The following is a 21,885-nucleotide window of genomic DNA, read 5'->3' on the forward strand; positions in this document are numbered from 1 at the left end:
ACCAGTGCGACCGAAGCGAGGATCTTGCCGGAGGTGGTCTTGAGGCTGATGGCCATGGGAATCAGTGTCCTTTCGGTGGGCCACCGTGATCGGCCGGCCGGTTTCTTGTCTGCCTGTTTCTCTGTCAGCCTGTGTGGCTGACAAGAAATACTTTGCCGGGCCCTGATCAAGAACCAATCCTGTAATCGGTCAACAGTTCCTCAGGAAAACCTCAAGACTTTTTGCTGTTCCGCAGGAACCTTATGAAACACTTCTTGATGCATATGAACCGGCAATGAAAGGGCGGACGGATGCCCATGTGGCTGCAGGCCCTGATGTGGGGAACGCTGGCGGGCGGTGCCCTGGTCTTGGGCGCGGGCATTGCCTGGATGTGGAAAGTGCCGCCCAAGATCGTGTCCACAGTGATGGCCTTCGGCGCGGGCGTCCTGATCTCTGCGCTGGCATTCGAACTGGTGGACGAAGCCGTGGACGGTGGCGGGTTGGTCCCGACAGTTCTTGGCTTTCTCTTGGGTGCGTTGATCTTTGTAGGCTCCAACGTGCTGTTGGCCCGCGCCGGAGCAAAGCACCGCAAGCGCTCCAGTGAGCCCCAACCGTCCGAAAAAGATTCGCCCGGCAGTGGGACTGCCATTGCGGTAGGGGCGCTGATCGACGGCATTCCGGAATCGGTGGTCCTCGGAGTAGGGCTCCTGGCCGGTGGAGCGGTGAGCCCGGCGATGCTGGCCGCCGTCTTCATTTCCAATGTCCCGGAGGGACTTTCCAGCACAGCCGGCATGAAGAAGGCTGGACGCAGCCCCGCCTACGTCTTTGGGACCTGGATCGGCATTGCGGTGTTCAGCGGACTGGCCGCACTACTGGGCTACACGGCCTTGGAGAACGCTCCCGCCACCGTGATCGCGTTCATCACAGCCATCGCCGCGGGAGGCATCCTGGCCATGCTCGCGGACACGATGATCCCTGAAGCCTTCGAGGAGCATCACAACCTCACCGGCCTAACGGCCGCCGTCGGATTCCTCAGCGCCTTCACCATCCACCACGTCGGAGGCTAGTGGGGCAACAGCCCCAACACTGGTATGGCGACCGCCGTCGCGATGGCCATGGCGGCGGTGTTGCCGATGACCGGGTGAAACCCTTCAGGCAGCCGCGAGGCAACGGCCCTTGCGATGGGCGGCGCAAGCACTGCGCCCAGCACGGCTCCACCCACTGTTCCGGTCCACGAACCAGCGAAAGCGAGGACCGCTGCGGGCGCAACCGACACAACGGACGCGTAGGTGGCCGCCCACCCGCCATCGCGGTACCAATCCCGCCAGAGGACGATGCCGATAGCCGAGGTCAGCGCCTGGGCGAACAGTATCTGGGGCAGCAGGTTCGATCCGTACGACGGCAGCCCCGGGTTGAGGACGAAGGCAACCGCGACGGCGAGGATCACTCCCATGCCAGCGAGTTCGTTGGCGAAGAAATGCGTTTCGGTGAAGTCCTTGAGGACCCGGCGCGCGGCCCATACGGCATCGCGCAGGACCGGTTTATGACTGCTCGACGGCGGCCGGTGCTGGGCCGTGGCCGGGCCCGGCTGGCGCGGGACAAGCCACTTCAATCTCCGCGCGACCAGGAATGAGATGACCGACCCCAAGGACATCGCAAGGACGTTCGCTGTGACGGCAGGCAGGCCAAGCGGCTCCGAGACGGTGGGGATGAACAGCAATGCCAAGGGCGTGACGGTGAACGCGCCGAGCACCGCACCGGTGATGCAGGTTCGCCAGCCGCTCCCGAAGAGAAGGACCATGGCGGGAGCCACGCAGACGAAAGGCACGAACGTTGGCTGCCACCCGTCGTCGAGCATCCAACCGAACGCCAGGTTGGACAACAGCAAACTCAGCGACGCCGACGCCAGGACCCACGGCCACAAACCCGTGCCGTACGTGAGCGAACCAGCCCACTCGATCCTGCGGCGGTTTGCCCACCAGGCCAGGACCGCACCAGCGAGCAGGCCGAGGGCGGCGAGATCCGACTTGTAAAACAAGGGCTCGGTGATGTCGCCGAGGAACCATCGAAGGGATGCCAGCGGGGAGTCGCTGGCATCCTGGGCCCAGCCGGCATAGACGGACCCGACCCGCGGCGATTGCCGCTCGAGGCCCTGGAGGACGAGTGCCAAAAGGCCGAGCAAGGCCACCATGCCGAATGCCCCCAACGCTGTTCCCGCGGCACTGAGCTCGCGCGTTGGTTGAGGGCGCGCGGTGGTGGCGGAAGAGTGCATCATTGGTGGCCCTTAGCGTGCTGTGTGGTGTGACTTCGAGCAGCGTAGCGGAACGTTCCACGCCCCCTTCAGTCGCGGCGCTACGGGAGATTTATGACCGGGAAACCGTCACAGCCAGACCCTGCGCTCACCCTTAGTGGGTGATCTTTCTGTCCAATCGCTGCTGATCCAGCGCGCGCAGGCACTGGATGGCGTGACTGAATCGAGAATGGTGTTGTGGTCCCGCTGGGGAACGGGTCCCTTGCCGAAAGACGACGGCCCAGCCCCCGGGCCGAACGAACGATTGGAATGGCGCCATGAGTTTTTGGGAATCTTTGTGGAGCATCATTGTTGCTTTTCTTTTTATTGCCTATCTGATCCTCCTCTTTCAAATTATTTCCGACCTTCTCCGCGACAGGGCCCTCAATGGTGGCGTCAAAGCACTGTGGATCCTGTGCCTGTTCGTAGCACCCTTTATTTCCGCCTTGATCTACGTGATCATGCGCGGGAAGGGAATGGCTTTGCGCAGTGAGATGCGTGTCCGGGAGTCGGTTGAAGAGACGGAGAAATACATCCGGGAAGTCGCCGGAGCACCGTCGCCCACCCAACAAATCGAAGCAGCCAAAGCGTTGCTGGCCGCGGGAGATATCACCGAGGCGGAGTACGCTCGCCTGAAGGAGATCGCTTTGGCCTGATTCGGGCCACCGTCCTCCATTCATGTACGGCCGAGAGGGACGCATGACGCGATTGAAGGCATTCCCGCTGTTGGAAGGCGGGCCGTTCAGATTCGGCCTTATTGCGGCACTCGGCGTGCTGGTTGCCCTGGCATTGGGCTCGGCCGTCATCACCCTCCGATACTCGCTGACGCTGATCTTTGCGGCGCTGTTCATATCATTGGGGCTTTATCCCTTGGTTCGGTGGCTGGAGCGCTTGAAGCTCTCACGCGCCGGCGCAGTGCTGGTGGTAGCTGTTGGTTTCCTGGTGCTCGTGGCCGTGCTGATCCGTTTCATCGTTCCGATCCTGGTGGAGGAAGGCGCCGCGCTGGTGGGCCTGCTGCCGTCCAGTTTCGAGGCCGTGAGTGAACAGGAATGGTTCCTGGACTTCAACGGATCGCTGGGCGGGGCACTGACGCCGCTGCTGGATTGGCTGGAAACCTCAGCAGCAGATCCCAACGTCTGGCTGGCCATTGGCGGCGGAGCCGTGCAGGTTGGCTACAACGTGGTGAATGGGACATTCGCAGTTGTTTTCGTGGTGGTCCTGACCCTCTATTTCGTTGCCGGTCACGAGGTCATGAAGTCGAGTCTTTATGCACTTGTTCCGGCGTCCCGCAGGGAATCGTTTGCGGAGATTACCGACACGATTGTTGCGTCAGTAGGAAAATACCTCAGCGGCATGTCCATCCTCGCCTTGTTCAATGCGATCTTCACCTTCATCCTCCTGTCTGTCGCCGGGGTCAGGTACGCGGCAGTCCTAGCCGTCCTGGCATTCCCCATCACGCTCATACCCTTGGTGGGCAGCGCCATCAGTACGGCAATCATCACGGTAGTTTCGCTGTTCACCTCGCCCGCTACGGCGCTGGTGGTCTTCCTGGTCATGCTGGTCTACATGCAGGTTGAGGCCTATCTCCTGACGCCACGCATCGTGGGTAAAGCGATCAGTATCCCGGGATCCCTGGTCCTCATCGGCGCCATGGTGGGCGGAACGCTCCTGGGGCTGCTGGGTGCGCTGATTGCCTGCCCCACTACGGCCTCGATTCTGCTGATCATCAAAAAGGTGGTCATACCGCAGCAGAACGCCAAGTAGCGCGGCATGCCAGGACTAACGCTCGACGCCGATGCCGTCGCCCTCATCTTGTTGGCGCTCCACATCGTACTCGGATCAATTGCCGCCGTGATGGTCTCGGCCAATCGGCGGCCATCATCCGCCATTGCCTGGGTGTTGGCCATCATCTTCATTCCTTACCTGGGAATGGTGGCGTTCCTGCTGGTGGGCCGAGGCAAACTTCCCAAGGCCCGCCGGGAAAAACAGCGTGCGGTCAACGAACTCATGCTTGGAAGGACGCCTGGCCTTTCAGCAGTCAGCCACAGTGACGAGTGGCCCGCCTGGCTGCGTTCCGCCGTCGAACTCAACCGCAGGCTGGGCGCGCTGCCCATGGTGGGCGGCAACCGGGCCGAGTTGCTGGAGGACTACGACGGAAGCTTCCACCGCATGATCGAAGACATCGATGCGGCTGAGGAGTTTGTGCACGTGGAGTTCTACATCTTCGCGCTGGACCCAACCACCACCCCCTTCTTCGAGGCCATGGCGAGGGCTTGCGAACGTGGTGTGGCTGTCCGGGTCCTCTTCGATCACCTCGCCGCAGTGGGTGATCCCCAGTACCGCAACATGCTGCAGGCTTTCGATGGCATGGGAGCCGAGTGGCACGCCATGTTGCCGCTGCGCCCCTTCAAAGGGCAGTGGCAGCGCCCGGATCTGCGCAACCACCGGAAGCTCGTGGTGGTGGATGGAAGGGTGGGCTACACGGGCTCGCAAAACCTCATTGACGCGTCCTACAACAAGAAGCGCAACATCCGGCGGGGCCTCCAGTGGCACGAACTGATGGTCCGTTTGGAGGGGCCGGTGGTGCGGGAGCTCAACGCCGTGTTCGTCACCGATTGGTACAGCGAATCCGAAGCCCTGCTGCCGTTGGATACCTCACCGGTGGTCCTGGGTTCCGCCCCTGAACTCATCGACGCCCAAGTTCTTCCCAGCGGACCCAGTTTCGACAACGACAACAACCTGAAGCTCTACACCACGTTGATCTACAAAGCGGAGCACCGCGTCAGCATCACCAGCCCATATTTCGTGCCCGACGAAGCCATCCAGCTGGCGATCATCACCGCCGCTTCCCGCGGCCTCAGCGTTGAACTCTTCGTGTCCGAGGTAGGCGACCAGGCCATGGTCTACCACGCTCAGCGCTCGTACTATGAGGTCCTCCTGCGGGCCGGCGTCCGCATCTACCTGTACCGGGCCCCACAGGTCCTGCATGCCAAGCACTTCACCATCGACGACGACGTGGCGGTCATCGGCTCAAGCAACATGGACGTCAGGTCCTTCAGCTTGAACATGGAGGTCTCGGTGCTGGTGCATGGACGATCAATCGTGGACCGGATGCGGGAAGTGGAGGACCGGTACCGCGCCGCCAGCAAGGAGCTGCTGCTGGAGGATTGGCTGCGCCGCCCGGTGGGTCACGTAGCCTTGGACAACCTTGCCCGGCTCACGTCATCACTCCAATAGCACGCCCGGGTTAAGTCACTCATCCAACTGCAGGTACCAGGTCACCCCGGCGCTGATGCCCCTTCCGAGCAGCAGTGAGAACGCGATGGCAATGACCACCGCGAACTCCGTGGACAATCCGGGCAAGAGCCCGGACAAGACACCAATACCCACCGAATAGGCCGACCACAGGATGCCGGCTGCGACCGAATAAAGAATGAATCTTCCCCGCGATACCGGGGTGATCGCACTGGCCACATTCATGGTCAGCCGCCCCAGCGGAACAAAGCGGGACGTCAGCACCCACGAGGCCGCGTGTTTGGACAGGCGCTCCCTGGAAGCATGCAAAGCCTTCTGCGTGCGGGGCCCCCGCAGTATCTTCCAACTGGCCATGTCCCGGTGCCGGACCAGTTCATAGGCGCCCAGGTCCCCCGCAACAGCCCCTGCCAGCATCGCGGCCGCCAACAAGAAGCCGTTGGGAAGTCCGTCCGTGGCCGACAACGCTCCCAAAGCCACAAACAGCGAGGTAGTGGGAATCGGGGGGAAGATCGCAGACAACGCAACGAAGAACGCCCCGAGTGGGTAGACCCACCCGGAATCCGCGGCACTCATGATGTCCTTGAAAGCTTGCACGGTGAACCCCTCTCCAGGCCTCGCCCAAGCGTCTCACGGCCGCCAAGATCATCCTTACGCCCTGTGGCCGCCACGCGGATCGCCCTGACTGGGTGAATCCTCGATGCCCCGCCCCTACACTGAAGGAGTGGACGACCAAGGTGGTACCCGCCCGGACCTCTTGAGCCCCAAGCTGATGGCGGTCCCCCGGCCGCCCTTGGACCTGCTGGCTCGATCCCGACTTGTGGCCAAGCTCGACGCCGCAACAGACTCAGTCCTCCTTTGTGCCCCCGCCGGATACGGCAAAACAGTGCTTCTGGGACAGTGGCTGCACGGCCAGGAGCACAATGTGGCATGGCTCAGTCCGAACCAACAAAACAAGGCTGCGCTGTGGCCCGCGATTCTGAGGGCGCTGCGGCAATGCCCTGCCCTCCCAGCCGGCACGCTTCGCCGGTTTTCCGGAGCAGAGGACAACGCCGCGGAGGTCACCGGCCACCTCGCCGAGGCACTAACCGCGGCAGGTACCTCCGTCCGGCTGGTGATCGACGGCGTCGATGGCTTCTCTGTTGACGAACGCAACCGGTGGATTCCACCACTGCTCAACCAAACCGAAATGCCCATCCAGTTGGTGCTGGCAACCCGGGACAGCACAGCCGTGGATCCCGGGCCTGCCCGGCTTAGCGGCCGCATCGTGGAGTTGCAGTCCAATGAGCTCGCCTTCTCTTTGGACGAGATCAACGCGCTGGCAGCCAAGACCATCACGCTGCTGGGGATTCATCAGTTGGGCGAATTGTTCCGGCAGACGGCCGGCTGGCCGGCCTGCGTTGTCCTTGCTCTCCGTACCCTGCGCAAAACCGCCGACCCCGAGATGTCGGTGGGCGACCTGGCTGCCAACAACCGGCAGATCTCCGAGTACCTGGACCATGAAATCCTCCGCACACTCTCCTGCGAAGAACGGCACGTGCTCTCCAGCACCAGTGTCTGCCGCGTAGTGGTCGCCGCCCAAGCCAACGCACTGGCGGGCCACCGGCAGGCAGGAAGCATCCTCTCCAGCCTTGCCGATGACAGGGACTTGGTGGAGTCTGCCGGCAGCGGACGAAAAGTGTTCCTGGTCCGCCCCTTGATCCGAGCGTACTTTCGGGCGGAATTGGCCCGAAAAGAGCCCGAGGAATTGCTGCGCCTGAACCGGATCGCAGCTCAATGGCATGAAGCTGCCAACGACCCCGACGCCGCGCTGAGGCATGCTGCGGACTCAGCGGACCATGAGCTGATCGGCGCAGTCCTGGAGCGGCATGGGGCCGCGATCCTGGGATCCGGCGGTGCTACGCGTGTTCGTCGGGCGATTGCGCTCTTGCCGGAATCCTTTGTGGCGGCCAGTCCCAGGCTCTGCGTGGTGGCCGCCCTGACCCACGTGGAAAGCCGCCAGCCCACCACCGCCAGCCGTTACATAGCCACTGCCAACCGCATCTGGGCCGACGATTCCCCTCCCGATCTGCGTGAACTTCGAACCTTGGCGGAAGCACGCCTTTCCTGGTTCAGCGACGGTTGGGACGAACAGGACCCCCAGGCTGTCATCACCGACGCCGCCCTCCCCTATTCAGGTCAAAGCGACATCCGGATCGAGGCCAGAATGGTCTCGGTCACGGCCGCCCTTGTGGAGGGGCGCTATGGGACTGCCGAGAATGAAGCTTTCGCCGCCCTGGTCGAAGCCGCTGAGGCAGGCAACTCATACCTGACCGGCAAGGTCTACCTCAAGCTTGCAGCCACCGCCTCGACGCAAGGTGACCTGCGCCGCGCCAGTGAGTATCTTCGGCAAGCAGAGGAGAAGTTGCCGGCACAAGTCTGGACGGCCGGAGCAGGCAGGTCGGTGGGTGCCCTGCTGCACGCATCAGCCGCACTCTTCGGCGCCGAACCGGCCGCAGCCTTGAAGTTCGCTGCTGCGGGCACCTCGGAGCTCGGGCAACTCGGGTCCTCTTCCAAGGGGGTGGGAGCTGCAATGCGCGCCATGCTGGAAATGATCAGCGCTTGCGCCCACTTGGATTCGGGCGACAGGCGCCATGCCCTTGATGGCATGCGGCAAGCCCGGCTGCGCGTCGGCCAAGACCATCTTTTCGCCCGACCGCTGGCCGCCTGCCTCGCCGTTATGGAGCACACTGCCGCATTGGCGCTGGGACATGCAGAGCGGGCACGCGAGGTCTTGGAGTGGGCAGAAGAACGGATTCCCGGAACCGGTGAACTGTGCCTGCTGCGCGCTCAAGGCCCTGCCGGAATCAGCCGGTTCGACGCCGCGAATGACCGGTTGCGACCCTTGCACACTGGCGCGGCTACACCAGTGCTGAAGTGGACATGGCTCCATGTCGCCGTTTTGGAATGTTCCATGGCCATCCGGACGGGACGGCGGACCTTGGCCGGCAAGCTCCTTGAGGACGCACTGCGGTTGGCGGACGAACTGGCAGTGATCCGCCCCTTGGCCATCGCACCGCAGGAGGTCATCGACCTCCTGGTGGAACGCGCCGGCGCACACGGACCCCAGGAGGCGCTCGCCCAGCGGCTGCTGGCGTTGCGGCCTCCCGCTGACGCCCTGCGAGCGCCGTCGTTGACGCCCCGGGAGCGCGAAGTCCTAGTGCTGCTTCCCTCCCACTTGTCCCAGGAACAGATGGCCGCGGAACTTCATTTATCGGTAAACACCGTGAAGACGCACATACGCATCATTTATTCGAAGCTCGGGGCCGGCACACGCCATGACGCAGTGGCCGCCGCCTACAGATGTGGACATTTGCCCTAAGCCCCGTGACCTCGGAAAATGCCCAGCAGTCACCCAATTGGGGTGACCCCGAGGACTGAACCCGGATCTAGTCTGAGAGAATGCGAACCGAAGCAATCCTGCTCACAGTTCTCCCCGCCGTCGCGCTGGCCGCTTTGACTGGCTGTGCCGGGCCAACACCCGGACCAACAACCACAGTCACAGCGACCGTCACGGTCACGCCCAACGCAGGACCTGAAGTGCTCAGCGGATTCCTCTGTGGGGCGGACGCCGACAACGTATGGCGCGGCAAAGCCACATTGACCAATCCCGGCACCGCAACCAACAACTACGTGGTCCGGTTTTCAGTAGTCCGCGGTCCCAACGGCGATCCTGTGGGTTTCGCTGAGGACAGGTTCACACTGGCGCCTGGGGCGTCCACGGATGTCACCTTCACCGATATCTATACTGGCGATCCCGCCAACCTCCGATGCGTGCCCAGGGTGGCCGCCACTCCATCCGGATAGCGGGTCACCATGACAGATGTCTCCATCACGTTGCTGGTCCTCGTCGTGGTGGTCGCCGCGTTCGTTTGGAACCGCTTACCGGTGGAGGTTGTGGCTCTTGGAGCAGCCTTGGCCCTGTACGGCACGGGCATCGTAGGGCTTGAGGACACCTTTGCCGGTTTCGGAAGCGGGACGGTGGTGTTGATCGCGGCATTGTTCGTGGTTGCCGAGGCCATTGACGCCGCAGGGGTCACAACGTGGTTGGGAAGCCTGCTCATCAGGTTTTCGGGAACGAGCCGCAGCCGGCTCATGGTCTTGATGATGGTGCTGACAGCCTTGCTGACGGCGTTGATCAGCGTCAACGGAGCTGTTGCGGCTTTGCTGCCCATGGTGGTGGTGCTCGCGGTTCGATTGGGTCGCCGCCCTTCCGAACTCCTCATGCCGATGGCTTTCGCAGCCCATGCGGGTTCGTTGCTGATCCTGACGGGCTCGCCGGTCAACATCCTGGTCCTCAACGCTGCGGTGGAGACCACTGGCACAGGGATCGGGTTCTTCGAGTTTGGCCTGGTGGGATTGCCGCTGCTCCTGGGAACCATTGGGCTGACGCTCTGGCTCGGTCCGTCCCTGTTGCCCAACCGAACCCCGGAGGCCCTCCCCAAGGATCTTGGCTCCCACGGCGCGACACTCATGACCCACTACCTCGGCGACGACAGGCTGAGCCGGCTGACTATCCCGGCTGGCTCCGCCTTGGTGGGCCAGCCTGTTGCGTGCTTCCAGGAGGATGACGACGGCGGGCACCTCCACCTGATCAGCGTGCAGAAGCCGGACGGCAAACCATCCACGCTGGCCACGTTCACGGCAGGCGACGACATTGTGGTGCGCGGTGGCCAACCGCGCATCGACACCTTCGCCGCACGGCATGGCCTCACCCAGGACGACAACGCGACGTGCGGACTCATCAGCAGCAGCTACGGCGTGGCCGAAGTGGTGGTTGCGCCCCGCTCCAACCTGGTGGGAACAGAGGCCTACCCCGGTATGGTCACCGAGAGCGGCACCTTGGTGGTGTTGGCCCACCAACACCCGGGCGAACAGGAAAGCTCCGGCCGCTCACTCATCACCGCCGGGGACCGGCTTCTTTTGCAGGGAACGTGGTCCGCCTTGGACCAGCACACCGTGGATCACAACGTTTTGCTGGTGGACTCGCCGGACACCATCCGCCGCCAGACCGTTCCGCTGGGGCCGCGCGCCACACCGGCGCTGATCGTCGTCGGAATCATGGTGGTCCTGTTGGCCACCAACCTCATCCCCGCGCCGGTCGCCGCGCTGCTGGCCGCAATGGCCATGGTGGTGCTCCGCGTGGTCACGGTCCAGCAGGCACACCGTTCCATGGCATGGACCACCCTCATCCTGGTGGCAGGGATGATCCCGCTGTCCACTGCCATCACGTCGACGGGCACCGCGGAAATCCTCGCTGAGGGCATGGTGTCGGTGGTCGGAGGCGGCGGACCACTGTTGTTGCTGGTTGGAATCTTCGTGGTCACTGCAGTCCTCGGGCAACTGATCAGCAACACTGCCACTGCGCTGATCATTATTCCGATCGCCCTCTCGGTTGCCCAAGAGTCTTCCATCAACCCCTACACGGTGCTGATGTGCGTCTCCGTGGCGTCTTCCGCGGCCTTGCTGACGCCGGTAGCGACTCCCGCCAACATGATGATCATGCAGCCGGCCGGCTACCGCTTTGGCGACTACTGGAAGTTCGGGTTGGCCATCATGGCGCTCTACGCTGCCGTTGCCATCTTGTTGGTTCCCGTTTTCTGGCCACTCCAGACGTAGCACCCAAGAGATCGGAGACCAATCCTCAGCTAGTCCGCACACCGTTCCGTCAACCCCGTAGTGAGGTATCCAAGCGCCCTTCCAAGAACGGGCCCAGCACAACAGGAGCAAGACATGGCCAGTGACCACACCTCCACAACGTCGCCACCACCAGTCAAAGCGGCTTCATGGCTGCCTTTGATCGTGGTGGTCCTCACCCAGATCCAGGCATCATTCGCCGTCAACGCATTGACTGTCTCAATGCAGGGCATCACCACCGACCTGGACACGGCAGCAACCTCCGTGGGCACGGCCATCACCGCAGGCACGTTCTCGATGGCGGCGTTCATCTTATTGGGCGCAAAGGTTGGCGCCCGCTTCGGCACCCGCAAGGTGTTCCAAATCGCCGTCGCCATCCATGCAGCTGCCATGGCCGGCGTGGCACTGAGCATGAGTCCCGCCATGCTGTTCATTGCCCAGGCGTCCTCCGGTGCCGTCATCGCGCTCATCGCGCCGGCCCTCACCGTCTTCATCGCCACCAATTACAAGGACCAGCAGCAAGCCAAAGCCATCGGCCTCCTGGCTGCGGCCATCCCGGCGGCCGGCGTCCTGGCCCTGCTGATTGCCGGCACGTTCGCCACCACCATCGGGTGGCGCTATTCCTTCGGACTGATGGTGGTCCTGGGCGCGCTCAACGTGCTGCTGAGCTTCCGGCTCAAGACCGTCCCCGCCCAGCCGCAACTGAAGATCGACTGGACCGGCGCAATCATTGCCGCAGTGGCCATCATTTTCCTCAGTTTCGGCTTCAGCGGCCTCGCCTCGTGGGGCACCTGGTTTGCGACGAACCAAGCGCCCTTCGACATCCTGGGCCTCTCGCCGGCCCCACTCCTGATCCTCCTCGGAGCCATAGCGGGACAAGTGTTCTTCCGGTGGGTGCGGAAGCGCCAGGACGCCAAGCTTCCCCGCATTTTCGATCTTCGGGTGCTGGCTTCCAGCTCCGAACTCGCCATCACTGCCTGCATGGCCACCATGCTGTTCGTGGGAACGGCTGCCAACTTCCTGATCCCTTTGTACATGCAGATAGTCCAAGGGCGCACCAGCATTGAGACATCCTTCTCGATCATCCCGTACACCCTGTCCATCTTCCTCGCGAGCACTTTCGTGGCGTTCCTGTACGAGAAGTTTCCGCCGCGAACCATTGCCCAAGGCGGCTTCGTGGTGGTGGCCGGCGCACTGATCCTGATCGCCTTCACCATCCGGAACGACTGGGGGCAACTGTTCGTGGTGTTGGGGCTGATCCTGCTGGGGTTGGGCCAAGGAGCGATTGTGGCCTTGGTGTTCAACTCGCTGCTGACCGCCGCTCCCCGTGACTTGGCCGGCGACGTCGGTGCGTGGCGCGGCCTGGTGCACAACCTCGCGGGCAGCGTGGGTATAGCGGTGGCGAGCGCGTTCGCCGTCGGAATGCTTTCCTCACTGATAGCCAGCGGCGCCGCCGCGCATCCGGAAGTCTCCCCCGAACTGATACAGAAGGTGAACATCAACGAAGCCGACTTCATGACCAACGCCCAAGTGGAGGCGGCCATCGGGGACCGGGTGAGCAGCCCTTCCGAACTGGCTGCCGCGATTGAGGTCAACTCGGACGCCCGCCTCCGTGCACTGCAGATCTCCCTTCTTGGCCTGTCAGGTTTGGCTCTCCTGGCGATCGTTCCGGCTGGCCGCATGCCCGGCCGAATGAAGGGCGACCTGCCCGAACAACTCGAACCCGACGATCCCGACGCGATTCCGGACGACGAATCTGCCGCGCGCCGCAGCACACCATCAGATGGCACCTCTACAGAACAGGCGAAACGGTGAACCACGAACCCTACAAACTGATACCGGAAGCTTTCTCAGCCATCCCATCCGTGGATCGGGCCGAACCTGAACTGGAGTTTGTTGACGCTTTCGGCCAGCTCGACGCGATCGGCGTCGTAGTACCTGCGGAGGGTGACGTTCCAGCCTCGGTAGGACTGAACCGCGAGACGCTGGAACGTGCCGGCTTCGACGGAAAGCCCGGGACCACCTTGCAACTGGCCAACGCGTCCGGAACCTTGGTGGTGGCCGTTGGTGGAGGAAAACCGGGCTCCTTGGACACCGACGGCTGGCGTAAAGCCGCCGCAGCCCTGGTCCGCGCCACTCAACGGCACTCCCGGATTGGGTTCGAACTGCCGGACACCCCGGGGATGGACGCCGAGCGCTTGGGCCAGGTCCTGGCGGAGGGCGTGCTGCTGGCCCGTTACAGCTATGACACGCTGAAGAGCAAGCACAAGGAGACCCCGCTGGCCTTGGTGCAGTTCCTCGCCCCGGGCGTGGACACCGAAGCTGCAACCCGCGGCTTGGCCACCGGTCGGGTGAAGGTGCGGGCAACAGCCATCGCCAGGGATCTGTGCAACGCTCCGCCGAGCCACCTGACAGCCGTCGGTTTGGGCGCGGCCGCCAAGGAACTGGCCGAACGGTTCGGGTTCGAGGTTGAGGAGTTCGACAAACAGCAGTTGATTGACCTCCGCTGCGGGGGACTCCTCGGCGTCAACGCCGGCAGCGCCCAGGAACCCCGGATGATCAAGCTCAGCTACCGACCCGAGGGGACACCATCGGGCCACCTTGGTTTGGTGGGCAAGGGCATCATGTACGACTCCGGCGGCGTCAGCCTCAAACCCAGCGATCCCATGCACTTGCTCATGAAGATGGACATGGGTGGCGCTGCCGCGGTGCTGGCCGTGTTCACCGCACTCCGTGATCTCGGGTGCACCTCCGCCGTGACCGGGTTCCTGATGTGCACGGACAACATGCCTGCTGGCTCTGCCTACAAATTGGGGGACGTACTCACCACCCGCAGCGGGCTCACCATCGAGGTCAAGAATACCGACGCCGAAGGTCGCCTTGTGATGTGCGATGCCCTCACGCTGGCCATAGAGGACAAGGTGGACGGGATCGTCGACATCGCCACCCTTACGGGCAACGCGCTCTTGTCCTTGGGCCAGCTCACCGCCCCGGTGTTTGGCAACGAGCAACGCTTGGTGGACCGTGTGCTGGAGTCGGGCGCCCGGGCAGACGAACAGTTGTGGCAGCTCCCCTTGGAAAGGGCCTATCGCGCGCAGCTGGATTCGGACATTGCGGATATTTCCAACCTTGGTGGCCCTTTTGCCGGCGCCACCACTGCCGCTCTGTTCCTGGCAGAGTTTGTGGGCGACACTCCGTGGGCCCACATCGACATCGCTGGCACCATGCAATCGGACAAGGACGATGCGTGGCGGAGCAAGGGAGCCACGGGGTTCGGTGCGCGCCTGTTGATCGACCTTGCCCTGAACTACTCGGCCGACTAGTCGCCCGGAACGCGGAAGAGGCCCCGACGCAGCAGCGTCGGGGCCTCTTGGGCGTGCAGGCGGTCAGGCCTTCTTGCGCGTAAGCAATCCCCAGATGATGAGCACGATCAGCGCGCCACCGATGGCCAGCAGCCAGGTGGACAGGGACCAGAACTCGCTGATGCCAACGTTGAAGAGGGCGCTGCCAATCCATCCACCCAGGATGGCGCCAACGACGCCGAGCAGCAGCGTAGCGATCCAGCCGCCGCCCTGCTTGCCAGGCTTAATGGCCTTGGCGATGGCTCCGGCAATCAAACCCAAAACGATCCAACCGATGATTCCCATTTTTCATTCTCTCTTTCGTCGCAAGGTCCTAGTCCGGCGACTGTTCCGCGCCGCTATGGACCTGATTGTTGGCTACCAGCTGAGCCGTCGGAGCATACCGACGACCTGGCTGGCAGACGGCCTGCCGGCAGGTACGGGGTCGGTCATGGCATGAAGCACCATGGACCAGCGACGCCGTACCGTGCCGGGAATTCTTGGTTCGCCCAGCGTTCTGGCCACCATCGACTCGAGTGGAGCACCCGGGAACGCCTTGGTTCCGGTCAGGCACTCCAAGGCAACGAGGCCCAAGGAGTAGATGTCGCTCGCGGACGTGGACTCTCCACCCCGCACTTCTTCTGGGCTCAGGTAGTGAGGAGTGCCGGAGGAGGACTTCGGGGCCTCCTGGCGTCCTTTGATGGCAATGCCGAAGTCGGTCAGTTTGGCTATGCCCGGACCTCCCGGATCGGCTGCGAAATCCACCAGGATGTTGCCTGGCTTGATGTCGTTGTGAACAATTCCGCGACGATGCAAGTAGGTCAATGCCCGCGCAATTCCCGTCATCCACGCCACCGTCTGGTGTTCGGAGGCAGGAGCGTGACGTAGGAGCGATCTCAGGTCCCGGCCCTCCACAAGATCCATGACCAGGTAGTTCCGGCCCCAGTCTTGGTCGTCAGGAAGCTCCTTGCTCCCGTCCCCCTGGCCTCCGGAGCCGATCACGCGGACGATGTTCCGGTGCCGAAGTCGGCTGTGGGTTGCCATCTCCCTGTCGAAAGGAGCTCCGCCCCTGGTTCTGAAGATCTTCACTGCCACGGAAGTGCCGGTGCGCAGGTCGAGTGCTTCGTTGACGTACGCCTCGGAGCCTCCACCCAGTGGGGCGCCCAATCGATAACGCCCACCGAGCACCACATCCCGCACACCGGAATCGTGACCAGAAGGCCCTGCCCCGCGATCGGCGCGGACGGCAGGGGCATCAATCAACGTCACCGAAGGAGACTTTCGATGTCCGTGGACGGCACGCCGGCGGCGTCGGCCAGAGCACGGGGCTCGACGCCTGCCTGAACAGCCTTCTTGAAGGCCAGTTGAAGGGTGTTCTGCGCAATGGCAAGCTCGTGCTGCAGGCTTTGACGGCGGAGCGCCGCGATCCAGACACCGCTGACGGGATCGACGGCGTCGATGTCCATCCGGAAGCCGCAGCCGCAAGCCCATTCGGGCCAGATCGGCTCCACGGAGACCCACTTCATGGAATCGTGGGTCGGCCCTGCCGAGATGGCCATGTTGGCGCCGCAGTGTACCGGCCCCAGGGGAATTACCTGATCCGTCAAAGCTTCCACGGCACTCCCGGCCGCGGGTGTGGAGTCTGGTTCACGCAGGGCGACAGTCATCGTCGTCTTCTCTCACATTTAGATGGATAAGTAGCTTGGCTATCTAGTTATATGTGTACTTACTAAATATGTCCAACCGGCGTCATGTCGCCAGGCCATCTATCGCCCGTCGCATCCGGCGGAGGAATTCCACCACGGTCGCGGAATCCTCCTCGCTGAGGGTGCCTGCGACTTCCATCATGCGAGCATGCATGTCGCCCAGAGTGTTGCGCACTTCATGATCGGATTCGGCGCTGGGCCGAAGGACAAGGGCGCGGCGATCCGTGGGATGCGGCTCCCTGGTCACATACCCGGAGCGCACCAATCGATCCACCAGCGAAGTGATGGATGCCGACGTCACGCCCAAGCGGACAGCCAACTCCTTCGGCCCCACCTGCCGGCCCGCGCGTTCCGCCTCCAATAAGTAACGAAGGGCCACAAGGTCGGTTTCGCCCATCCCCATGGACGCGCGAGTGCGACGTCGCATGTCGGCCTCTGCCGAGCGGTAGTCCCGGAGTGCGTTCAGGACATCCACGGGACCCATTCGCTTGCGATTTTCCAGCCCATACCAGTAGCCCTGACTTCCCCGATTGTCATCCATTACCAATCCTTTGGTAGACATGTATCTCGCTTGTCTAACAAATTGATCCTAGGCGTTCAGCGGGGAGTCCGCCGACCCGACGGCCGCGGTGAGGAGAAATCAGGCCTTTCTGGCAGCCGCACCCACCCGCCGCCACACCGCCGGGGCCACCACTACGGCAACGCCGACGGCGGCCCCAATGACGGTCTCGATGATGCGGTCCCGCAGGAGCAAACCAGGATCAACCGGCGCTGCCAGGAGCGTGGCAATCAGCGCCAGAGGCGTCACGAACACTTGCGCCACGAGATACTGCCGGGCAATGAACATCTCGGCGCCGAACTGGCACGCCGCGATGACCAGAACCATGGCCCACGGGGCGGGGTTGAGCCACAGGATGCCGGCCAGCAGCACCAGCCCAATCACCGTTCCCGCAATTCTTTGGATTCCACGGCTCACGCGGTGCCGCGTCGAGTGACCCACCAGCGGGACCACGGCTGCAACCATGGCCCAGTAGGTGTGTCCGAACCCGAGCCGCTCCCCCACCACTGTTGCGATGGTTCCCGCCAGGCCGGCAGCCACCACGTAGCCGCCTCCCTCGAGCCACATCGCCCGGCGCTCAGCACCGGTGTGGCGGATGCGCGGCGGACGCTTCCAAGGCGTTCGATGGCTCTTGAGCACCCGTGAGGACATGCCGACCAGCAGGCAGAAGACGGTGGTCAGGACCGCCACCAGCATGGCTTCCCAGAGAGGCGGCTGGGCTGCGATGGACGCGATGGCAGCAAACGCAAAAATATGAAAGAGGGACCCGCCAGGGCGGAGTCGCCAAGCGGCAACTACTACAGAGCACGCGCCGGCCACTACAGTGGTGGCGGCGGTCAGGAGCCACGAATACTCTGCACCTGCGATCCCCCAGGCTTGGGCAAAGCGGGCCATGAGCGTGGCCAAAAGGATCACCAAAAGCATGAAGCCGCCAGCACGCAACTGGCTGCGGAAGCGAACACTGTGGGGCTCGTTGCGGCCATAGATTCCGGTGAACGCCCCAAACGATGCGAACACCGCAAGATCCAATCGGCCAAGCAGCGTCAGGGTAATCAGCGGCACAAACACACCAACAGCGCAGCGGAGGGCGGGATGGTGGTCCTTGTTTCCAGGACCCATCGTGAACAGTTCCGCTACAGCCTTCAAGGGGCGGCTCGCCTTTCGTCGCAGGATCAAACGTACGACGGCGGCGCTGGCGTCCGCTTTCAAGATTACGCGCCGGCCATTGGGCTACCCCGGGATTGAGTCCGGATAGTGCCCCTCATCACGCACCAGGGGCACTGTCCAGGCTTATGTTGCGGAGTTAGAACCTCGACGTCGTGGGGCTCGTGAACTGCGCGGGGGCGATCGGGTTGCCCGCAATGTCCGTCAATCCGGAGGCCGGGGTGAACTTTGCAGCGGCAGGGTTCTGGGCGACGGTGTTCCCTGAACCGGACATGGTTCCGAGGGTCAGGGTGAGGGTCCTGGCCACGGGGTTCCACTGCAGGACTGACGCGTTGCTGCCGGACCCACTGAACGTCATGGATCCCGACGTTTCGTAGTCGCCGACGAGCGCCACGGTGCCGTACTTCAACGTGGAGCAGCCGCTCGATGTAACAGTCAGGTTGTCAGAGGAGCTCACCGAGACAAGCACCTGGCTGTTGCCATTGAGCGTTTGCGTGGCGGTGTCGCTTGTCCAGGCACTGCAGATGGCGCTTGCGTCCAAAGGTTCCGAGAACGTCAGGGTCACGAGGTCATCGCGTTCGATCCTGCCTGGGAGGCTTCCGCCGTTGCTGAGCTGCACACCGGTAACCGTCGGTGCGATGACGTCCTTGGTGGACGTATCGCTACCCGCCGCACCGGTGTTTCCTGCGGCGTCAGTGGCGCGTGCAGAGTAGGTGACAAGGCCGTCGTTGAGAGTACTCAGATTCAATGCTGAGGCCGTCCACGCGCCTGCCCCGTTTGCGGTAACAGTCTTGGTCACGCTGTGCAGCGAACCGGCGTCGGTGACGGTGAGGAGGACCGATGAATTGGCTTCGGCGGTGCCCGTGGCGGTGATATTGGCTGCGGTGGTCGCAATGACGTACGTTGGCGCGTTCACCGTGGGAGCCCCCGGGGCCGTAGCATCCACCGCAGTTGCCGTGCTTCGCAGGCTCTCCGACCCTTGCCATAACGAAAGCATGGGCGTCACCGCGTAATACCACGTGCCTGTGGGCGCAGTGTCCGTGCAACTCAGCGCAGCCACAGTGCCGGCGCAGGTGCCTGCCGCCGGGACTCTGGTCCCGCCTGTCGCGGAGGCGTAGCGAGCGATGCTGTACCCGGTCGCGGACCTGCCTGCCGCCGTCGTACTTGCCGTCCACGTCACCGTGACGCTGCCGGCAGTGCCCACCACGGCGACCGGCTTGGCACCTGGGTTGACAGTGTCGGCCTTGGCAGCGGCGAAGTTGCTGCTGCTGACCGTGCTCCAGAACGCGCTGGCGGCCGGCCCTCCCCACGAAACCAGGAGAATGCCGACCACGATCACCATCACACGGTTCCAACGGCCCATGGTTACTGACCGGGACTGCCGCGCCAAAGACTTGCTGTGCTGCTTCACTTCCGGACCTCCAGTGTTACGGGAATGCGGAATTGGGATCCTTGGCAGGCGGAGAGTGAGGCTGCGCTCATGCTGGCCGAGTCCGGCAGCGTCAGCAGGATGGACGAGTTTGGCTGGATAGTCACAGGCGGGGCCACCGGAACGGGAGGTGGGGTGAACGTCACCCCTGTGGTGGTGCAACCAGGGTGGGCGGCGTCCGCTGTCACTGCTCCGTTTGCAGCCAATCCGTAGATGGTGACGGCATGGGCATTGGGGTTCGTGGCTCGAAGGATGACGTCGGCTGTTCCGCCCGGGACAAGGCTGTTCTGCGGGGTGTCGCCCGCAATAAGCGCATCCACAATGACCGTTTGCATGGTCCCGTTGGTAGCCGAACCGGCGCCAAGGCCTGTGCTGGTCCAGTACGCGTAGGCGGACCCTGCACCGCCGAGGACGCAGAGCGCCACGGTAGCGGCCGCGGTTCGTGCCAGCCGTCCGGCGCGGGGTGTGCGAGGAGTCCGGGCAGTCATCTTCATGTCAGTTCGCCTGTCCCGTCCCGGAGTAGGTGAGTTCGAGTGTGGCGCCCTTGCATCCGTCTTGGAGTTGCAGGGTGTCCAGCATGCTGATCCGGGGCCAACTTGCTTGGGGAATCCCCAAAGCGGACAGCGAGGTGGATCCCGGCTGGACGTCGAAGGGGTACGTGCCGGTGAATTGGGTGACGTTGTAATCCGCGCTGCTGCACGGAAGTCCGGCGGCGATGGCTGCCGGCGTACGAACCACTTGGCTAATGGAAGCTGACACGTTGGTTACCGCGATGCTCTTGTTCTCCGGGTTGGAGATCTGCAAGTCCAAGGGCAAGGACACTCCCGGAGCCAGCGGCCCCTGGAGCGAGCCGGTGACCCCGAAGTTTCGCTTGACTTCCTTCACGTGCAACTGCCCCTTGGCGGCATTCGACTTGATGGTGCCGCTGGTGCCCGTCACTGTGAAATCGACTTTCCCCGCCGGCGTGGTGGGGCTCGTGAAGATCGTTAGTGTCGCCTTGGCAGTACTGCCGGAGTTCACCACAACCGACGACGGCGACCATGCCGCCGTCGTTCCTGAAGGCAGCCCGGCCGCTGAGAAGGCCACAGGCCCCAAATAGCCTCCGCTCGAGGACACCGTGGCATCGAATGTTGCCGACTGACCCTGGTCCAGGCTGCGGCTCGAAGGCGAGAGAGCCAGCTGGATGGCGGCCACGGCCTTGGCCTCGGCCATTTTTCCGTTGCTTTGCCCGCCGCTGGCGCCGAGGGATGCCACGGACGCCAAGACAACCAACACTGTGAGGAGCGCCGCCTTGACGGCGATACCCGCGCGGCTGAGCGGCATCCTCATGCGTACTGGCTGGGGTTGCATGGAGCCTCTTTTCGGACGGACGCGCTTGGACGGAAAACCTGGGCCGGGGACCAGCACTCGCGGATGGGCCCCGGCGGGCAGCGACTACTGGCTGGCGACGTTGACTGTCACGATGGCGGACTTGCAGGCATCTTGGTTGACCGTGCCACTGTCGTTGAACTTCAGGGTTCCGCTACCCACGGACGTTCCGGTGGTGTTGGCTGCGACGAGCGTGTTGGTGGTTACCGCAGTGACCTCAAACCAGGCGGGGAGACAGCCGGCCACGTTGGTGGTCACGTTGGCGCTCAGGGCTCCCACCACGGTGCCTGACGTTGTGGCGTTGTCGGCTGTGTACGCGACCGGGACCTGGTTTCCCGGGGCAAGGCCGCCAGCAAACGTGGCGTGAAGCGTGACCGTGCCACCGCCGGCGGAGTTCGTCGCCGAGCCGCTTCCGGAGCCCGTGGTGGTCCAGTAGGCGTAGGCAGCGCCGCCGCCGACTGCCACCAAAGCCACGCCAGCGACGGCTGCTGTGATCCGGCTCTTCTTGGAAAGTTTGCGCATGGTAAGACTCCTTGGTTGATCGATGTACCGGGGAGCCGCAGCGCAACCCCCAGCATCCGGCCGTTGCTGGCGGATGAAGCGATGCCCCCAATAGTTCAGCCAGCACAGGACCCGTGGCTACTCTTGGGTGTACGCCTCTTTTAGGCCCGAACAAGTGGTCGGGAATACGCCCTTCCGGCCCCCGGGTACTCAGTTTTCGGGTTTTGACCACTTGCTTGGCTGATAGGCAACAGCTGCGTCTGACATGGTTCCTGACACGCGGAACGAGGGAGTCCTGCCTTGCCCACACTGGGATGCGAGGCCCGAGCGCAGGACGCGGACAAACCCGCTCCCGGTGCCTTTTCAGTGAAGCGCACCGCGAACAACCAATCCCTGCGAGACACGGCTGTTCTGTGCGACGCCCAGGCCGGCAATTGGCGGTGCTGCGCAAAGATTGTGCGCGTCTTGAGCCAAAACTGCGCTGGCGTTCGATGCTTTTGGAGTCACGGCTTAGCGCCGAGCTGTTTGCGCTCGACGGTTTAGACGTCGAAGGACCGGACGCCGTTACGCATGGCATCCGGTCCTTCGGTACTGCTGGTGGGTGGTTCGGGGGTTTAGCC

20 protein-coding genes are annotated in these 21,885 nt (G+C 63.4%); 9 read left to right on the forward strand and 11 right to left on the reverse strand.

Going from position 1 to position 21,885, the window contains the following annotated elements; genetic code table 11:
- Positions 1-290 precede the first annotated feature (290 nt).
- Entirely contained in the window at positions 291-1,046 is a 756-nt protein-coding gene (locus FQP90_RS22380) for a ZIP family metal transporter (RefSeq protein ID WP_144653269.1), read from the forward strand.
- Here FQP90_RS22380 and FQP90_RS22385 read toward each other — a convergent pair.
- Positions 1,043-2,254, reverse strand: a complete 1,212-nt coding sequence (locus FQP90_RS22385; protein ID WP_144653270.1) for a hypothetical protein — start codon at positions 2,252-2,254, stop codon at positions 1,043-1,045. The two genes, FQP90_RS22380 and FQP90_RS22385, sit on opposite strands and share 4 nt — an antisense overlap.
- Before the next feature lie 293 nt (positions 2,255-2,547).
- Here FQP90_RS22385 and FQP90_RS22390 point away from each other — a divergent pair, with 293 nt between their 5' ends.
- From FQP90_RS22390 to cls, 3 genes are read left to right on the forward strand one after another with little or no spacing between them, the layout of a single operon-like run.
- Positions 2,548-2,925, forward strand: a complete 378-nt coding sequence (locus FQP90_RS22390) for an SHOCT domain-containing protein (protein WP_144653271.1) — start codon at positions 2,548-2,550, stop codon at positions 2,923-2,925.
- 43 nt (positions 2,926-2,968) lie between these two features.
- Positions 2,969-4,033, forward strand: coding sequence for an AI-2E family transporter (locus FQP90_RS22395; protein WP_144653272.1), 1,065 nt, complete (start codon positions 2,969-2,971; stop codon positions 4,031-4,033).
- 6 nt (positions 4,034-4,039) lie between these two features.
- Entirely contained in the window at positions 4,040-5,506 is a 1,467-nt protein-coding gene (gene cls / locus FQP90_RS22400) for a cardiolipin synthase (RefSeq protein WP_144653273.1), read from the forward strand.
- Positions 5,507-5,521: 15 nt separating this feature from the next.
- On the opposite strand, the gene FQP90_RS22405 is transcribed toward cls, so the two are convergent.
- Positions 5,522-6,118 carry a DedA family protein gene (locus FQP90_RS22405; protein ID WP_244296949.1) on the reverse strand — a complete coding sequence of 199 codons (597 nt, stop codon included), beginning with the start codon at positions 6,116-6,118 and terminating at the stop codon, positions 5,522-5,524.
- Between the two features lie 127 nt (positions 6,119-6,245).
- On the opposite strand from FQP90_RS22405, the gene FQP90_RS22410 reads away from it, so the two are divergent.
- The 5 genes from FQP90_RS22410 to FQP90_RS22430 all read left to right on the forward strand — a co-directional run bounded on the left by FQP90_RS22410 (position 6,246) and on the right by FQP90_RS22430 (position 14,520).
- Positions 6,246-8,882, forward strand: coding sequence for a LuxR C-terminal-related transcriptional regulator (locus FQP90_RS22410; protein WP_144653274.1), 2,637 nt, complete (start codon positions 6,246-6,248; stop codon positions 8,880-8,882).
- 80 nt (positions 8,883-8,962) lie between these two features.
- Entirely contained in the window at positions 8,963-9,367 is a 405-nt protein-coding gene (locus FQP90_RS22415; protein WP_144653275.1) for a hypothetical protein, read from the forward strand.
- A 9-nt stretch (positions 9,368-9,376) separates the two neighbouring features.
- On the forward strand, positions 9,377-11,179 hold the full coding sequence (locus FQP90_RS23715) for an SLC13 family permease (protein WP_144653276.1): 1,803 nt from the start codon (positions 9,377-9,379) through the stop codon (positions 11,177-11,179).
- Between the two features lie 114 nt (positions 11,180-11,293).
- Positions 11,294-13,012: an MFS transporter gene (locus FQP90_RS22425; RefSeq protein ID WP_144653277.1), complete on the forward strand. Its 1,719-nt coding sequence runs from the start codon at positions 11,294-11,296 to the stop codon at positions 13,010-13,012.
- Positions 13,009-14,520 carry a leucyl aminopeptidase gene (locus FQP90_RS22430; RefSeq protein WP_144653278.1) on the forward strand — a complete coding sequence of 504 codons (1,512 nt, stop codon included), beginning with the start codon at positions 13,009-13,011 and terminating at the stop codon, positions 14,518-14,520. Before FQP90_RS22425 ends, FQP90_RS22430 begins: the two co-directional genes overlap by 4 nt.
- Before the next feature lie 63 nt (positions 14,521-14,583).
- On the opposite strand, the gene FQP90_RS22435 is transcribed toward FQP90_RS22430, so the two are convergent.
- The 9 genes from FQP90_RS22435 to FQP90_RS22475 form a co-directional block, all read right to left on the reverse strand.
- A complete protein-coding gene (locus FQP90_RS22435; protein ID WP_144653279.1) occupies positions 14,584-14,844 on the reverse strand; it encodes a GlsB/YeaQ/YmgE family stress response membrane protein in 261 nt (86 codons plus the stop codon).
- Positions 14,845-14,916: 72 nt separating this feature from the next.
- A complete protein-coding gene (locus tag FQP90_RS22440; RefSeq protein ID WP_144653280.1) occupies positions 14,917-15,807 on the reverse strand; it encodes a serine/threonine-protein kinase in 891 nt (296 codons plus the stop codon).
- Positions 15,804-16,205: a hypothetical protein gene (locus FQP90_RS22445; protein ID WP_144653281.1), complete on the reverse strand. Its 402-nt coding sequence runs from the start codon at positions 16,203-16,205 to the stop codon at positions 15,804-15,806. The genes FQP90_RS22440 and FQP90_RS22445 overlap by 4 nt, the downstream gene beginning before the upstream one ends.
- Positions 16,206-16,287: 82 nt before the next feature.
- On the reverse strand, positions 16,288-16,785 hold the full coding sequence (locus tag FQP90_RS22450; RefSeq protein WP_244296951.1) for a MarR family winged helix-turn-helix transcriptional regulator: 498 nt from the start codon (positions 16,783-16,785) through the stop codon (positions 16,288-16,290).
- A 99-nt stretch (positions 16,786-16,884) separates the two neighbouring features.
- Positions 16,885-17,949 (reverse strand): FUSC family protein, encoded by a 1,065-nt coding sequence (locus FQP90_RS22455; protein ID WP_167510549.1) that lies wholly within the window; start codon positions 17,947-17,949, stop codon positions 16,885-16,887.
- 157 nt (positions 17,950-18,106) lie between these two features.
- Entirely contained in the window at positions 18,107-19,378 is a 1,272-nt protein-coding gene (locus FQP90_RS22460; RefSeq protein ID WP_244296953.1) for an Ig-like domain-containing protein, read from the reverse strand.
- Positions 19,375-19,890 carry a hypothetical protein gene (locus FQP90_RS22465; protein ID WP_144653283.1) on the reverse strand — a complete coding sequence of 172 codons (516 nt, stop codon included), beginning with the start codon at positions 19,888-19,890 and terminating at the stop codon, positions 19,375-19,377. Before FQP90_RS22465 ends, FQP90_RS22460 begins: the two co-directional genes overlap by 4 nt.
- Before the next feature lies 1 nt (position 19,891).
- Positions 19,892-20,746, reverse strand: coding sequence for a COG1470 family protein (locus FQP90_RS22470; protein WP_144653284.1), 855 nt, complete (start codon positions 20,744-20,746; stop codon positions 19,892-19,894).
- An 84-nt stretch (positions 20,747-20,830) separates the two neighbouring features.
- Positions 20,831-21,286, reverse strand: a complete 456-nt coding sequence (locus FQP90_RS22475) for a hypothetical protein (protein WP_144653285.1) — start codon at positions 21,284-21,286, stop codon at positions 20,831-20,833.
- Between the last annotated feature and the right edge of the window lie 599 nt (positions 21,287-21,885).

Source organism: Paenarthrobacter nitroguajacolicus, from assembly GCF_007786235.1.
Lineage (GTDB): Bacteria > Actinomycetota > Actinomycetes > Actinomycetales > Micrococcaceae > Arthrobacter > Arthrobacter nitroguajacolicus_A.

Bases quoted from the DNA above. Each gene is read 5' to 3' on its own strand.
- FQP90_RS22385 (WP_144653270.1), bottom strand. From the start codon at position 2,254: ATGATGCACTCTTCCGCCACCACCGCGCGCCCTCAACCAACGCGCGAG.
- FQP90_RS22425 (WP_144653277.1), top strand. From the start codon at position 11,294: ATGGCCAGTGACCACACCTCCACAACGTCGCCACCACCAGTCAAAGCG.
- FQP90_RS22380 (WP_144653269.1), top strand. From the start codon at position 291: ATGCCCATGTGGCTGCAGGCCCTGATGTGGGGAACGCTGGCGGGCGGT.
- FQP90_RS22415 (WP_144653275.1), top strand. From the start codon at position 8,963: ATGCGAACCGAAGCAATCCTGCTCACAGTTCTCCCCGCCGTCGCGCTG.
- FQP90_RS22465 (WP_144653283.1), bottom strand. From the start codon at position 19,890: ATGAAGATGACTGCCCGGACTCCTCGCACACCCCGCGCCGGACGGCTG.
- FQP90_RS22475 (WP_144653285.1), bottom strand. From the start codon at position 21,286: ATGCGCAAACTTTCCAAGAAGAGCCGGATCACAGCAGCCGTCGCTGGC.
- FQP90_RS22450 (WP_244296951.1), bottom strand. From the start codon at position 16,785: ATGGATGACAATCGGGGAAGTCAGGGCTACTGGTATGGGCTGGAAAAT.
- FQP90_RS22445 (WP_144653281.1), bottom strand. From the start codon at position 16,205: ATGACTGTCGCCCTGCGTGAACCAGACTCCACACCCGCGGCCGGGAGT.
- FQP90_RS23715 (WP_144653276.1), top strand. From the start codon at position 9,377: ATGACAGATGTCTCCATCACGTTGCTGGTCCTCGTCGTGGTGGTCGCC.
- FQP90_RS22435 (WP_144653279.1), bottom strand. From the start codon at position 14,844: ATGGGAATCATCGGTTGGATCGTTTTGGGTTTGATTGCCGGAGCCATC.
- FQP90_RS22470 (WP_144653284.1), bottom strand. From the start codon at position 20,746: ATGCAACCCCAGCCAGTACGCATGAGGATGCCGCTCAGCCGCGCGGGT.
- cls (WP_144653273.1), top strand. From the start codon at position 4,040: ATGCCAGGACTAACGCTCGACGCCGATGCCGTCGCCCTCATCTTGTTG.
- FQP90_RS22390 (WP_144653271.1), top strand. From the start codon at position 2,548: ATGAGTTTTTGGGAATCTTTGTGGAGCATCATTGTTGCTTTTCTTTTT.
- FQP90_RS22395 (WP_144653272.1), top strand. From the start codon at position 2,969: ATGACGCGATTGAAGGCATTCCCGCTGTTGGAAGGCGGGCCGTTCAGA.